10 protein-coding genes and 1 pseudogene are annotated in these 14,583 nt (G+C 59.2%); 3 read left to right on the forward strand and 8 right to left on the reverse strand.

Annotated features, from left to right (window positions below; genetic code table 11):
• Nucleotides 1–97 precede the first annotated feature (97 nt).
• The 6 genes from Q8O80_RS15900 to Q8O80_RS15925 all read right to left on the reverse strand — a co-directional run bounded on the left by Q8O80_RS15900 (nt 98) and on the right by Q8O80_RS15925 (nt 8,265).
• Entirely contained in the window at nt 98–490 is a 393-nt protein-coding gene (locus Q8O80_RS15900) for a transposase (protein ID WP_305580989.1), read from the reverse strand.
• Nucleotides 491–834: 344 nt separating this feature from the next.
• Nucleotides 835–2,151, reverse strand: a complete 1,317-nt coding sequence (locus tag Q8O80_RS15905) for an HlyD family type I secretion periplasmic adaptor subunit (protein ID WP_305580991.1) — start codon at nt 2,149–2,151, stop codon at nt 835–837.
• Nucleotides 2,148–2,924 (reverse strand): ATP-binding cassette domain-containing protein, encoded by a 777-nt coding sequence (locus tag Q8O80_RS15910; RefSeq protein ID WP_305580993.1) that lies wholly within the window; start codon nt 2,922–2,924, stop codon nt 2,148–2,150. Before Q8O80_RS15910 ends, Q8O80_RS15905 begins: the two co-directional genes overlap by 4 nt.
• Nucleotides 2,908–3,804 carry a hypothetical protein gene (locus Q8O80_RS15915; RefSeq protein WP_305580995.1) on the reverse strand — a complete coding sequence of 299 codons (897 nt, stop codon included), beginning with the start codon at nt 3,802–3,804 and terminating at the stop codon, nt 2,908–2,910. Before Q8O80_RS15915 ends, Q8O80_RS15910 begins: the two co-directional genes overlap by 17 nt.
• A gap of 80 nt (nt 3,805–3,884) precedes the next feature.
• Nucleotides 3,885–7,547, reverse strand: coding sequence for an Mbeg1-like protein (locus Q8O80_RS15920; RefSeq protein WP_305580997.1), 3,663 nt, complete (start codon nt 7,545–7,547; stop codon nt 3,885–3,887).
• Nucleotides 7,540–8,265 carry a hypothetical protein gene (locus Q8O80_RS15925; RefSeq protein ID WP_305580999.1) on the reverse strand — a complete coding sequence of 242 codons (726 nt, stop codon included), beginning with the start codon at nt 8,263–8,265 and terminating at the stop codon, nt 7,540–7,542. Before Q8O80_RS15925 ends, Q8O80_RS15920 begins: the two co-directional genes overlap by 8 nt.
• Before the next feature lie 363 nt (nt 8,266–8,628).
• On the opposite strand from Q8O80_RS15925, the gene Q8O80_RS21615 reads away from it, so the two are divergent.
• Entirely contained in the window at nt 8,629–9,099 is a 471-nt protein-coding gene (locus Q8O80_RS21615; RefSeq protein ID WP_371136225.1) for a transposase, read from the forward strand.
• A 181-nt stretch (nt 9,100–9,280) separates the two neighbouring features.
• Nucleotides 9,281–10,483 (forward strand): annotated as a pseudogene (locus Q8O80_RS15935) (IS91 family transposase).
• Between the two features lie 435 nt (nt 10,484–10,918).
• Here Q8O80_RS15935 and Q8O80_RS15940 read toward each other — a convergent pair.
• Complete coding sequence (locus tag Q8O80_RS15940; protein WP_305581001.1) at nt 10,919–11,803, reverse strand: DMT family transporter; 885 nt, start codon at nt 11,801–11,803, stop codon at nt 10,919–10,921.
• Nucleotides 11,800–12,867 (reverse strand): D-alanine--D-alanine ligase family protein, encoded by a 1,068-nt coding sequence (locus Q8O80_RS15945; RefSeq protein WP_305581003.1) that lies wholly within the window; start codon nt 12,865–12,867, stop codon nt 11,800–11,802. The genes Q8O80_RS15940 and Q8O80_RS15945 overlap by 4 nt, the downstream gene beginning before the upstream one ends.
• A gap of 89 nt (nt 12,868–12,956) precedes the next feature.
• Here Q8O80_RS15945 and Q8O80_RS15950 point away from each other — a divergent pair, with 89 nt between their 5' ends.
• Entirely contained in the window at nt 12,957–14,255 is a 1,299-nt protein-coding gene (locus Q8O80_RS15950; protein WP_305581005.1) for a PLP-dependent aminotransferase family protein, read from the forward strand.
• Nucleotides 14,256–14,583 lie beyond the last annotated feature (328 nt).

Below are 14,583 nucleotides of genomic sequence, written 5' to 3' on the forward strand. Positions count from 1 at the left end.
AACACGTTCTTGACTAGCGCAGCCAGGCTGTCGTGGCCTTTTCGGAAGTCGATTGGCTTGCTCGCCACCATGATCCGCACCCGGTTCGAGGGGAAGATCATGAGGCCGCCATCAGCGCGCGAACGACCGACGCGACCCGGCTCGCCGACGCACCAGGCTCCAGCCGGATGATCACCGACCCCACCAAAAGCTCCGGCCCAGCCGACGTTACAGGCTCCGCGGCCGTCACCTGCTCAACCATCGGAGCAACCATCAGCGTTGCGAACTCCACCGGATCCTCTGGCGCCGGCAGCACCAACTTCCCATCCCTGGCCAGCGTCCGCCACGAGGAGACATGGTTGGCCTTCAGACCATGCCGCAGCGCCACTTCGCTCACGGTCGCTCCTGGTCGAAGCGTCTCGGCAACAATCCGCGCCTTCTCATCATCAGGCCATTGCCGATTACGCCGCCGCCTGCCGCCACTTGTGAGAAGCTCCATTGGAGCGTCCATGGAGAAACTCCCGCACTGACATCAACCCATGCGGGATCTCACGGCCGACGAAAGGACGGAAGGTGGGGCGAGGACACCGCTTACGACGAACCTCATCGCTCCGGCGATTTGATGACCGCAGTGCGTGGGTTCCCGTTCTCACTACCAGCCCTGTGCGTGCCAGCCCATGTGTGATCACGCAACCTGCCTCCCAAATCACCCGCACCCCAGCAAAGTGGCTCATGTCGAACGGCAGCTCTAGAAAGTCGCGACACCCGGTCAAACGACGGGAATGGGGGATCTCAAAGTCCCGACACCCGTGTAACCATACAATGGGCCAAAACCGTATTTGGTTTCGATGGAGCTTATTCCCGCAACGCTAGGCTGAGTTGCTCGACAATGGGGCGAATTAAATAGGAGAGCACAGTCCTGTCCCCAGTCTGCACGAACGCCTCCACTGGCATCCCGGGAATTAAGCTACTACCCGCGGGCATCCTAGCCAATTGCTCATCCGGAATTGCGATGCGCGTAGCATAGTACTGCAATCCAGTTGTAGTGTCTTGGGTCGCATCCGGTGCGATCCTTGAGATCAGCGCGTTCAACTCCGGAGTGCTACGCGGGTCTAGGCCCGAAAAGCGCAAAACGGCCTTCTGGCCCACCACAACCTTGTCGATGTCGATTGGGGCAATCCGGACGTTTACGAGTAGCGGATCGTCGGTGGGAACAATGAGCATCAAGGTCTCGCCACTGGCGGCCACTCCCCCGACGGTGTGCAGCACCGATTCATGCACGATACCAGCTTGAGGGGCGCGGATTTCAGTTTTCACCAAGCGGTCCCGATTTGCTATTCGCTGCTGACCTGCTTCCGCTATGATCCGGCGTGTGTCCTGCAAATCTGCCAACGCGGTCGTCAGAAACTCATCGTTGATTTGCTCTATCTGCAGTGCCCGTTCGGCTGCAATGGCGTGAGATTCCGCAATAGCGGCCACAACACGTCCTAGTTCGCCTTGGGTAGAGGCAAGTTCCTTATCCAGCGCAGTGCCGCGACTAACAGCGATCAGCCGCTTGTCATAAAGGCTTTCAAAATCGAGGATTTCCAGCGCAACCACTTCGAGCTGACGCTCAATGGCAATCTTCTGCAACTGCAGCCCCTCGCGCTGCCGCTCGAGCTGGGTGATCTGTTCGTTTAGCTGGGCAATTCTGCCTGCCCGGCCGTCGAGCCGGACGGTGAGTACCCGCTGTTCCAAATCCAGCAATGCGTTGAGGTCGACAGCGTCAAATGCATCCAGCGCAACGTCGGAAAGAACCACGTCGCTCCTGCCTTCAATCTCGGCAGTGAGACGGGCTTCCTTGGCATAAGCCTCGCGTAGCTGTGCCTCCGAAATTTCAAGTGACGCAGCGATCGCTGTTTGGTCCAAGACAGCCAGCAATTGACCTTTAGCAACGTGATCCTCATTGCGCACCATCAGTTGCGCTACAGTCCCGCCCTCTGGGTGTTGGACACGCTTGGCGTTGTCCTGCACTACGAGAATACCCTGGGCCACTACCGCGCCAGAGATCTCAGTCAATGCGGCCCAAGCGAGCAGTCCACCGAACAGGCCAAGGACAACCAACAGGCCGACATAGCCATGGCGCTTGAGACTTTGAAGATCTTTTGAGGAAGTCGCCGAATTTTCCGTCACGCTCCGGGCACCTTCATTGGCCGCACGTTTCCGCCCGACTGCATGATCTGCTGCAGCACCTCGGCTTTGGGCCCAAAGGCGACCTGACGCCCTGCCTGAACGAAAAGAACCTTGTCGATGGCAGCGATCGCGCTTGGGCGGTGTGCGATCACAATCACTATTGAGCCGCGGCTGCGCGCCTGGTGAATGGCTTCGGTGAGGGCATTGTCGCCGTCACTGTCCAAATTCGCGTTAGGCTCGTCTAGGACGATAAGGAAAGGGTTGCCATATAGGGCGCGCGCCAGCCCGATGCGCTGACGTTGACCTGCTGAAAGCAGGTCACCCTGTTCGCCAACTCGGCTACTGTATCCGTCTGGCATCGAACTGACCAGAGAGTGGACACCGGCGGCATTTGCAGCATCGATGATTGCCTCGCTCGAAGCATCGGGGCGGAAGCGGGCAATGTTCTCAGCGACAGTGCCATCGAAAAGCTCAACCCGCTGCGGCAGGTAACCTACCATCTCGCCGAGTTGAGTTGACTGATAGTGTGGGAGTACCGCCCCATCGAAGCGGATGTCGCCAGCCAGACTAGGCCAAACACCAACCAGTGCCCTGGCCAGCGACGATTTTCCGGATCCTGACGGACCGAGAATACCCAATCCGTCACCAGCCAGCAGCTCAAAGCTGACGCCGGCGATCACCGGTGCCTTGCTGCCTTGGGGGGCGGTCACCAGCGACTTGACACTCAACGAACGCGTTGGCAACGGCAGGCTGACTTCACGCTGCGTGACCACTTTGACCGAGAGAATTTTTTGTACTCTCGCCCAAGCCTGCCGCGCACTGACGAAGCTGCGCCACTGTCCGACAATTTGCTCCACTGGTGCGAGTGCCCTTGCAGTCACAACCGATGCAGCGATCATTAGTCCCGGTGTCATTTGCCCCTGAATTACCAAATAAGCGCCCAAAGCGAGCACGGCCGACTGGAGAAAAAAGCGGAGACCCTTGGTGGCTGCGGAAAAAAAACGCTGCACGATCGCCACCGGAGCGCTGAGCGGACAGCATCTTCTCGGTCTGACCACGCCAACGTGCCCTGAGGTCAACGAGCATACCCATGGCGACCACGGACTCAGCGTTTAGCCGAATGTCGTCCGTCTGCCTTTGCCGCAGGAACTGTTCCGAATTGGCTTCCTGCGACGGTTTTCGTGCGAAGGCCTCGTTGGCGATCATCAAAACGGTGATGATCAGGCAACCAGCGACGGCCAGCCAACCCAACCAGTAGTGAAATAGAAACACCACCGCGAGGTACACCGGAACCCAGGGCAAGTCCAGCAAGGTCAATGGGGCTGGGCTAGCCAGAAATTGACGCACTGTGTCCCCGTCCCGCAATGGATCCGCAGTCTTCGGAGCATTGGCAATCAGCTTGAACTGTACCGCGGCCGCGAAGAGACGCTCCGATATCCCGGCATCCATGACATTGGCGTATCGAGCTGCCATGCGACTGCGCAAGGCGTCGAGGAAAGCGTAAAGGGCAAAGAGCGCTGCAATAAGGGCCGTCAAGACGATAAGGGTGGGCACCGAACGGCTGGCCAGAACGCGGTCATAGACCTGCAGCATGAACAACGGCCCCGTCAGCATGAGCAAGTTTGATACCAGGCTGACGATCACCAAAGCCACAGCGGGGCTGATTGGAGGCAGATGAGAGGCAGCAGGCCTGTGGGCCCGCTGCTGCACAGATGAAGCTTCGACCATGCCTGCTACATAAACCTGAAGTCGGAGGCAGAAAGGTCGGTGAGTGCGACGCCGTGCATGATTATCAGATCACCGTTTTCGAGATGCAGCCAGGCGTTGCCACCCCACTCCTCGGCGTCCGCCATTAAGCCGGCAAAATCCAGCGCCACTTGATCGTGCAATTCGAGGGTATCCACGCCGACCTCAAAGTCTCCCATGCCATCCTCGCCGAATCCTGCCCGGAACACGAAAGTATCCGCACCGGCTCCGCCGACGAGCCAGTCGTCGCCCGAGCCACCTTCAATGACATCATTGCCATCTTCGCCCAGGAGCGTGTCGTCGTCGGCACCACCCAAGAGCATGTCATCTCCCAAGCCGCCACTGAGGTGATCGGCGCCACCTCCGCCCTCGATCAGGTCGGACCCAGCGTCGCCGACCAGCCAGTCATCACCTGTTCCGCCTTCAATGATATCATCGCCGCCCCCGCCAATAAGTGAATCTGCCCCAGCATTTCCGATCAAATGGTCGTCGCCATCTTCTCCGTGGAATGAGTCGACCTGAGCTGTTCCGACAAACACTTCATTCTCTGACGTGCCCCAGATATCGAGGCCGCCAGAGCTATTTCCGTACAGAAACTGGAAAATGTCCTGCTTGGTCCAGACGTTGTTGTCGCCATCAATGATTGTCTCGACACCATAGTCGCCGGCCATGTCGAGGTAGTCCTCAATCAGGATCGAACCGCCGTCTCCCGCTGCAGACGTCGAGGGGTCAATCTCTATCAGGAGGTCTTTGCCAGAAGCAGAGACGACCGTTTGAGTGAACCCGTTGACACCGCTAATACTGAGAACGTCGGCACTACCTTCCATCGTCCCCTCAATGATCACGTCATGACCATCGCCGCGTTCGTAGACGTAGGTGTCATTTCCATCGCGGCCAATCAGTACGTCGGCGCCAGTTCCACCGATTAGGATGTCATCACCGGCACCGGCACTAAGGACGTCGTTTCCTGCAACGCCATTCAGGATGTTGATTTCGCTATCACCCTCTATTGTGTCGTCACCAGATCCGCCGACAACATTTTCGAACGCAACAACAATATCTGATCCAATCTCGACCCCAGAGGCGACTTGGTCGTACAGACTGGCAAAAACACCGAGAGTTGAACTTAAGAATTTTATGGTGTCATTCCCAGTACCCCCGTCGTAGTAGTCATCGCCACCGCCATGCGCTGCTATAACTGCGTCATCCCCACCAAGTGCGGAGACTTTGTCGTCATCTTCGGTACCGGTAAGCGTGTCGTCACTTTCCGTGCCATCAATGCGGTTGTAGACAGTCTTCGTAATATCAGCGACTCCAACGGAGTATATAGCTGTGGTATCCCATGTGTCGGGCGTATAATGCTGAACCTCAACCCCATCATGCTGCTGTATTCGAGCGGGGCCATCACCGGAAACAGATACCCCAGCCAGACCTTGGCGAAATCCAAAAATTGTCCATTCTGCGGGTCTATAGTATAGATCCGTATGACGGAAAACTTCTCCACCTACGTCTGTACTGATAACTTCATATCCATCATAAATTTCAAGCGTCGCAACATTATTTTGGCTGCCACCATTCTCTGGCAAATAATAAAGTCCATCTGACTCAGCCCCATAAATTGCTTCGTAGCCATAGTCCACGCCAGGTCCTTCACCAAACTGTTCGATCAGGCCGTAATCTGCACTCCCTGCCTCTTTCCCGTTCAGGATTAGTCTGTCGTCCAATTCGGCATTTACAATGACGACACCATCTTGACCAAATGAACTGCCCATATTGGCACTAAAATAGCTAAAAAGCTTATTAGTGTCTAAATTGGCGATGTTCACATCTGTCAGTCCCTGGATATCTATGAAGTAAATTTTAATTGGCCACTGAGTTTCTATTATAAATTGATCTGCCCCCAGGCCACCCCAAACCACTACCGGCCCGGCGATATTAAAAATATCGTCCCCATCACCTCCTGAGCAAATAGATTGCCAGGAGACGTTGAAAACATCCGCGCCTAGGCCGCCGACAGCCACGGATCCGTTTCCCTCCCCAATGGTGAAAGTGTCGGCGCCGGCTCCGCCAGACAGATAGTCACTGCCTGCATTGGCGGTGAAGGTGTCGTCCTTGGATGTGCCGACAACGATGTCATCGCCGGCCCCACCGTCAAATGTGCCACCGGCCCCGTTTTGGGCGTCGCCGCCAAAAACAACGTCACTACCTTCTGAGCCGGTGATAGTGTCCCCGAGCCCCGTACCCACAAACACGCTTTTGGCGTCTTCGAATAAGGTCCCTTCATAGCTTTCGCTTGAAACCAGGAACTTGATTTTCTCAATCAGGCCACTTTCAGAAAGAGACGTCACCAATTCAGTAACGCTGGTGTCTTCCTCTCCAAGTGCCTTCTCAACGAGATATTTGAGCGCTGTCTCACGAGCAGCGGTGTGAGTATCTTCACCCAAGGCTTCCCAGGTCGCCTTGGAGATATCGGCTGACAACTCCCCGCTATCGTCCACTTGCGGAGTGTAGTCCAAGACGCCATCCAGAGCACCTCCGGTAGTGGCCTTGAGGGCGTGAGCGCCCGCAAAAATAGTTGCGAGTTCGGCAAGCATTGCGGCCCGCTGAACTCCGGCCGGCCTAGAAATTCCTGGAGAAGTCTCTACGTCGGGAACCCTAAGCGCCTGCCCCAAATTATCAGCGTCATCAAATAGGGTATCGAGGGCAACCGTGCCGCCCGGACCACCGTTCTCAGAAGCTGAATAAGCTATAGCGTGACGAAGATAGTCGGCGCTATTCCCTCCGCCAAACTTGGCATGCTGATCAGTAATGCCGGCGCTTACGGCGACATCCGCGTCGTAGAGTGCAGAGATAAAGAGCTTTCCGGACACCTCCCATCCGTGCGGAATCGGAAGCGATTGATCCTCGCGGAATTCATGCATCTTAAGCAGTATCGTCGCTAATGCTGTGTTGTGCTCAGGCTCGCCAGGCGCCCCTTCATTAGGAAATGCGCTGCCGTCCGGCGGAGACAGCACTTCGGAGTCACTAACCCCCAACCCGAAACGCGAGATAGATTCTCCAGCAACGTGGTATGCTCGATAGTTGCTTACCGGAGCCTGTACATCAGCCTCGGTCATGAACTCTGCAGCTGCACCGTAGACAACCTCCAACCAGTGCTCACCCTCCAAAACTCTCTGTACGTACTCCGCATACGGCGTCATCGGATTGTAAGTTTCAAACGCACCAAGCATCTTCGAGTAAATAAAATCTACTGTCGAACCTATTTCGGCACCGTCAAGTATCACTGCCGTCGTATCGGTGAACGCATTCACTATACCGGCCAGTATTCCGCCCAGAGAATGTCCGGTCAGCACAACCGAGCCGGTGGCAGAAATCTCATGGTAATAACTAAATGCGCTTTCAATTTGACTCGAGAATGAAGCAGTCCAACCGAGGGCGGCAGACCATCCAGAGACAAAATCACCGACATCATCCGTACCGCGAAATGCAATTACAGTTTCGCCTTGGTAGCTGTAATTAACGGCAGAAAAACTGCTCTCAATTCTATTGGCCACAAAAATTGCTCCAACTGGAACTATGGCCGTTCCACCACCGACATCGGTACGCCCGTATGCATCCATTGCCAGGATAGAATAATCAATATCACTCATATAGATCGCTCCCATAAATTTCCGTCGAAAAATCGATAGCTCTTAATATTAGAACTTCTTCTGTTCTTTGGATTTTGGGTAGGTCGCCCGAGACAACGTCAGTCATCCCGTAACTGTATTGCCCAAGCCAAGGCAGCACATTCTCGATCCCAGTTGTTATGGGTTCGTCCGTTCGCTCAATCCAAAGGTTTTTCAGACATAGCCCCTCACAAACTTCGGTCGAGGCCCGAACATAGGGAACTCTACGTAAAGTTCTGGGGTCATCAACGACAGCAAGCTCAACAAGCAGCGGTCGCGCTTGATCCAGAGAGCAAGGACCAGAAAAATTCTCTCGCAGACTGGCTATCAGTTCCACATTAGTGCGGGATGTCCCGTCGCTACACTCCAAAGGGAAAGCACCGTAGTGAAGTCCCGCCAGCCCGTCTGAGGAACGGCGCAATAAGAAAAGATGCCGATTGGTCGGCCCATTTAGTTCAATTGCCTCACCGCGGACGGACACAAACCTTGTTTGTGCCAAGAAGCGCCCCTGCTCGATATGTAGTTCCCAAACGCCGCTTCCCACATAGGGCGTTTCGCCGTCGACGAACTCAGCGTGAACCCGAAAGCGGATGTCAGCTACCTCGAACCGCAAGGAATAAAACACCACCGAAACCAGACCTAACAGGGTGACAACGACGGCACCTAAAGCCATTACAATGACGCGAAGGGAGCTGGGCAAGGGACCAATCCTCAAAGTGCAGTATCAGACAACGGTTGGGAAAACCTTGAACCCAAGGCCACCAAATTCGGCTTAATTCGGTCCCGAATTGACCCGGAGAGCGAACGCAAATGCGAGGAGCACGCGCATGATGAAGTGGAAAAACTCCTTATACAAGAGCGATTTACTACAATATATACTCGATCCTCATGCAAGACGGATGACGCTCTGACGTTGCCCCCTTCGCCGGGTCCGGCTTGAAGTAGGCTCTGGCCCCGTCAGATGGGCCAGAGATGAAGCGAAAGCGCCCACTCCGGATCTACCGCGAAAAACATGCCCTGCTCTTCTAGGCGGTGTGAACAAAGTGGATTTCCAAATCGGCTAATGGGTGATTCAAGGCTGTTTTTTTTTGCGGAGCGCAGCCTTGGTTCGTGGTTTGATGTCAGATGCAGAGCGGGCCTTCTTCGAACCGTTTGTGGTCGAGAAGGGGCCGAGGCGAGGTCGGCGGTCGCGTCATCAGCGGTTGGTGTTGGCGGGGTGTTTTGGATAGCCCAGACGGGGACAGCCTGGCGGGATCTGCACAGCCATTTCGGCACATGGAACTCAGTATATCTCGAGTTCCGGCGCCGGACGCAGGCCGGGATTTGGGACGTGATACTGGAGGCATTTAACGAGACCGGCGCGGGCAACGACAGCGTTCAGATAATCGATTCCACCATCATCCGAGCCCATCAACACGCCGCTGGCGCACAAAAAAGCATGTGGACCAGGGTCTTGGCCGTTCTCGTGCTGGCTTCTCGACCAAGATCCACCTCCGCAATAACGCCCTCGGCCTCCCCGTCGCGGTTACGCTGAGCGCCGGGCAGGTCTCCGATGTAAAGGGCTATCCTCGTCATCCAGGTGCTGCTCGGGCACTCCAAGCTTGAGACGACCGCGCTCTACACCAAGGTCTCGACCCGCACGATCCAGGCGGTCGCCAGCCCGCTCGACCGGTTGATGGCGCTGATGGCGGACAAGCCTCCACCCACGTGATCGGGTGCGCGCCACCATCGAGGTCGCCGATATCTTCCGTGCTGCCGGTTCAGCCTATCGGAGCGCCCATGCCGGGCATCTGAGCCTGGACCAGCTCAAGGTCATGTCGGCGATCGAGAGCTGCCGCACCGCTGCGCTTGGCGGTCACGTCGACGCCTGCACAGACTGCGGGCATCAGCGCATCGCCTACAACAGCTGCCGCAACCGGCATTGTCCCCGGTGCCAGGGTGCTGCCGCACGCACCTGGCTCGAAGCCCGCGAGGCCGATCTCCTGCCGGTTGGTTACTTCCACGTCGTGTACACCCTGCCGGCCGAGGTCGCCGATATCGCCTTCCACAACAAGGCTCTGGTCTACAACCTGCTGTTCAAGGCGGCGTCCGAGACCATGCTGACGATCGCCGCCGATCCCCGGTATCTGGGCGCCCGCATCGGCATCTCCGCCGTACTGCACACCTGGGGCTCGGCCATGATGCACCACCCGCACATCCACATGATCGTGCCGGATGGCGGCATTGCGCCGGATGGGCGGTGGCTCTCATCGCGACCAGCCTTCCTCCTGCCGGTGCGGGTGCTCGGCGCCCTGTTTCGCCGTCTGTTCCTGACCCGGCTGATCGAGCTGCACGATGCCGGCCGGCTCGCCTTCTTCGGCAAGCTGGCAGGGCTCAGCGATCGCCGCGCCTTCCAGCGTCACCTCGCGCCGATCCGCAAGAAGCGCTGGGTGGTTTACGCCAAGCCACCCTTCGCTGGGCCACAGGCGGTCCTCGCCTATCTCTCGCGCTATACCCATCGGGTGGCGATCTCCAACAGCCGCCTCATCGCGTTCGACCAGACCGGCGTGACCTTCCACTACAAGGATTATCGCTGTACCGGCGCCGACCGGAAGTAGGTCATGACCCTGGCCGCCAATGAGTTCATCCGCCGCTTCTTACTGCACACCCTGCCACGCGGCTTCCATCGCATCCGGCACTACGGTCTGCTCGCCGGCTCCGCTCGCAAGGACAGCCTTGCCCAGGCCCGCAGTCTGCTCGAGGTCGCGCCGGCGCCCGACGACGCCGGGGTAACTCAGGAGACCGCCGATCCGCGGCCACCATGCCCCTGCTGTGGCGGCACCATGATCATCATCGAAACCTTCGCCCGGGGCTGCAGGCCGCGCGCGCCGCCTGCAGCGCGGCAGACAAACCGGGAGACCATCCATGACCCGGCATGACCCGCTTGTTCATACGGCCGCGCCACGTCACCGGCCGATGGGACGGTTCGCGCCCAGCACCGCAGCGATCACCGTTATGCCCGCCGATCTCGTCAACACCGCCGCTGCCCACGCTCGAACGCAGCCCGGACGCCGTCCACTTGCAGGGCTGGCCACGCCATATGCCTCCGCTCTTGGCACCCAACCGACCACACCAAATCGGAAAACCCCATAGCGCAGCGCATGCGGACCGCGGGTTCCTGCATGGGTGGCTTTGCGACGCCAAGCGGCATCCCAAACCCTTCACCATTTCAGACGTGAGAGCCGCTTCGGCCGTGTCCCAAAAGCGGTCGTTCCAGTGAGCTGCCGGAAACCGCGATAACGGGGAGGAAGGAGGTTAGGGGCGTTTTTTGGAGCGGTAAGATAGTTGGAACCGCAAAACTTGCGTCTCCTGTATCATGTCGCAAATCGTCTGGCGCTGAACACGCAGAGGACAATCGCGAGGCAGACCAGCAGCATGGTCCAGGTGACGGGCTCGTGCAGCAGCGTGGCGGCCAGCGCCAGGCCGAAAAAGGGCTGCAGCAGCTGCAGCTGGCCAATGGCGGCGATGCCGCCCTGTGCCAGACCGCGATACCAGAAGACGAAGCCGACCAGCATGCTGAAGACGGAAACATAGGCCAGGCTCAGCCAGGTCGGCAGGGTGATGCCGGCAAATGTCGGCGGCAGGGTCAGCAACGACAGGGCGGTCACGATCGGCAGCGACAACACCAGCGCCCAAGAGATGACCTGCCAGCCGCCAAGCCGGCGCGACAGCCTGCCCCCTTCGGCATAGCCGAGGCCGCAGACCACGATGGCGGCCAGCATCAGCAGATCGCCGGTCGGAGACGCCGTGAGCCCCTGCGCCAGGGCAAAGCCGACGACGAGCGCACTGCCCAGCGCTGAAAACAGCCAGAAGGCGGGTTTTGGTCGCTCGGCGCCGCGCAGCACGCCGAAAATGGCGGTCGAGAGCGGCAGTAGGCCGATGAAGACGATGGAATGGGCCGAGGTAACGTGTTGCAGCGCCAGCGCCGTCAGGAGCGGGAAGCCGATGACAACCCCCAGGGCGACGATGACTAGGGAGAGGAGATCGGCCTTTGCAGGACGGCGCTGTCGCAGGACCAGCAACAGGACCAGCGCCAGTATGCCGGCAATGGCCGCCCGCGCCACGGTGAGAAAGATCGGGTCGAACTGCTGGACGGCCAGCCGGGTTGCCGGCAGCGAACCGCTGAAGATGGCGACGCCGATTAGTCCATTGAGCAGGCCATTGTCCGTCTTGGCCCCGCCTGTGTCGAGGCTCGTCATGGCCGGTTCGCTCGCGCGAGGCCATGGCTCACCAAACGGTCGATGATCTCGGGATAGGCAATGCCGCTGGCCGCCATGGCCTTGGCGTACAAGCTGATATCGGTAAAGCCGGGAATTGTGTTGAGCTCGTTGACCAGAAACACGCCGTCTTCCTTGAGGAAGAAGTCCACGCGCGCCATGCCGTCGCAGCCAAGCGCCCGGAACGCCCTGGATGCCATGTCGCGCATGGCGCTCTCGACCTCTTGTGGCAGGTCCGCAGGCACTTTGAGGACCGCGCCGGTCTCGTCGACATATTTGGCGTCATAGCTGTAAAAGCCATGCCGCTCCGCCGGCACGATCTCGCCGGGGCGGGACACGAAAAGGCCTCCCGTCTCATCCTCCAGCACGCTGAACTCGATCTCGCGGCCCTCGACGAACTCTTCGGCGAGGATGCAGTGGTCAAAGCGCAAGGCTTGGTCAAGCGCGGGCTGGAACTCCTGGCTGCCCGAGACTTTCCGGACGCCCACCGATGATCCCTGCCGGGCCGGCTTGATGAAGATCGGCAAACCAAGCGCGCGCTCCAGGCCGGCAAAATCGGGCGCCTCGTGCTGGCCGATGGCCACCCAGCACGCCACCGGAATGCCCGCCGCGTTCAGCAGGCGCTTGGCCATGATCTTGTCCAGCGCCGTGGCCGATCCGAGCAGGCCACAGCCGGCCAGCGGCACGCGGGCCACTTCCGCCATGCCCTGCACTGAGCCATCCTCACCGAAAAGGCCATGCAAGACCGGAAACAGCATGCCGATCCTGTCGGTGCCCACGACCTGCCCGTCAGCGCCAAGCAGGATCAGGCGTCCGCGCCCGCCGGGCACCAAAGCCACTTCGGTCCCGTTTTCGGGCATCGCCAACACGCCATCCTCGAAGCGGCTCAGCAGCCACTGGCCCTCTCGGGTTACGAAGATGGGCATGGGCTCGTATTTTTCCGGGGCCAGGGCGGCCATGACATTGGTCGCCGACAGTACCGAAACATCATGCTCGGCGGAGCGACCGCCGAACAGCACGGCGATTTTCAGTCTGGATGGTCTCACGGCGGGCTCCCGATCGCTGGGCTCATTGCAAGTGGATCGACTAAAATGCATGATCGTTGCAATTCAAAGAGCCACTATGCGAGCCTGTCGTGAGCCACTTGCCCCCCAACCAGCGCCGGCTGACCCGGCGGCGAGAAAGCCCGTCGGCCGGATTCCAGCCGCGCCTAGATCCGGCGGCGCCGGCCTCGCTGGCCCGCCAACTCTATCTGGTCCTGCGCGAGGCCATGGCCGATGGCCGGATCAGGCCGGGACAGAGACTGCCCTCGTCGCGCCTTGCCGCGCAAGAATGGGTGCTGTCGCGCGGCACCATCGCCGAGGCCTATGATATCCTCATCGCCGAGGGCTATGCCATAGCGCGCCATGGGTCAGGCACCTATGTCCTGACGGACACGCCGGCCGAGCGGCTCGAAACCGGCCCGCGGCCCATTGTCGGGGAAAGCTCAGCGCGGCGGACCATATCGAGGTCGGTCACCGGCATGCTGAGCCGTGGCCCCAGCCTAGAACCGCAAAAGCTGCTGCCCTTCGTCACCGGCCGCATGGCGCATGACGAGCGAACGGCCAGCCTGCTCAATCGCCTTGCCGGCCGCCACATGAACTATGCCTTCGAAGGCTATGGCGATATCCAGGGCGAACCCGATCTGCGGGCCGCCATTGTCGCCCATGTGGCCGCATCGCGCGGCGTCCGCTGCACCCCCGAGCAGCTATTCATAACGGCCGGAACGCAACAGGCGCTCGATCTGGCCTTTCGCGTGCTGGTCTCGCCGGGCGATCGCGTCGTCGTTGAAGACCCTTGCTATCCGCCGGCCCGGCAGTGCCTGGCGCTCAACGGCGCTGAGATCGTGGGACTGCCGGTCGACCAGGCCGGTGTCGTGGTCGAACAGCTGACGGCAGGCGACCTGCCGCCGCCTGCCCTGATCTATGTGACGCCCTCCAACCAGTATCCGTCCGGGTCAGTGCTCTCCCTACCCCGGCGCCTGGACCTTCTGGCTTATGCGCGCGCCAATGGCTGCTGGATTGTCGAGGACGATTACGACAGCGAGTTTCGCTATGACGGCCACGCCATAGCTTCGCTGCAGGGCCTCGATCAGGCAGACCGTGTTCTGTATACGGGCACCTTCAGCAAGGCCCTGCTGCCTAGCCTGCGCCTTGGCTATCTGGTCGTGCCGCCCGATCTGGTGCGAGTGTTTCGCGCCGTCCGCCCGGCGCTCGACCGCTGCCCGCCCACCTTCCAGCAACGTGTCGTCGCCGACTTTCTGCAGGAAGGCTATTACCCTGCACACCTGCGCCGGCTGCGCGAGCGGTTGCGCGCATCTCGCGACATGCTGGCCGCACTTTTGCAGGAGCGCATCGGAGACCATCTTCGGTGGTCTTGCCCGACCAAGGCATAAATCTGATTGCGCGCACCACCGGCACCTGGAGCAGCGATACGCAAATTTCCTGTGCCGCCCTAGCGCGCGGCGTTGTCGTCATGCCACTTTCGCGTATGAATGTGACAGCCTTAGACACGTCACGGCTTCTGCTCGGTTTCTCCGGCCTCTCGGATCGTGAGGCTGATTTAGGAACGAGTGAGTTGGCGAATGTATTCGACAGCTTGTTGCCCTGAAAACCTGCAAATGCTTGGACGTGTGCATTTCCAGATTCCGTAATCAGCGACCGCCTTCGTTTGCACGTTGCTACGGCGTGAATGACCGCCGTGGCGTCGGAAACCGCTGGGCA

Origin of the sequence: Devosia sp. (assembly GCF_030689745.1) — a bacterium.
Classification (GTDB): Bacteria; Pseudomonadota; Alphaproteobacteria; order Rhizobiales; family Devosiaceae; genus Devosia; species Devosia alba.

Coding starts and splice junctions, on each gene's coding strand:
- Q8O80_RS15900 (WP_305580989.1), bottom strand. CDS start 490: ATGGACGCTCCAATGGAGCTTCTCACAAGTGGCGGCAGGCGGCGGCGT.
- Q8O80_RS15920 (WP_305580997.1), bottom strand. CDS start 7,547: ATGAGTGATATTGATTATTCTATCCTGGCAATGGATGCATACGGGCGT.
- Q8O80_RS21615 (WP_371136225.1), top strand. CDS start 8,629: ATGGGTGATTCAAGGCTGTTTTTTTTTGCGGAGCGCAGCCTTGGTTCG.
- Q8O80_RS15940 (WP_305581001.1), bottom strand. CDS start 11,803: ATGACGAGCCTCGACACAGGCGGGGCCAAGACGGACAATGGCCTGCTC.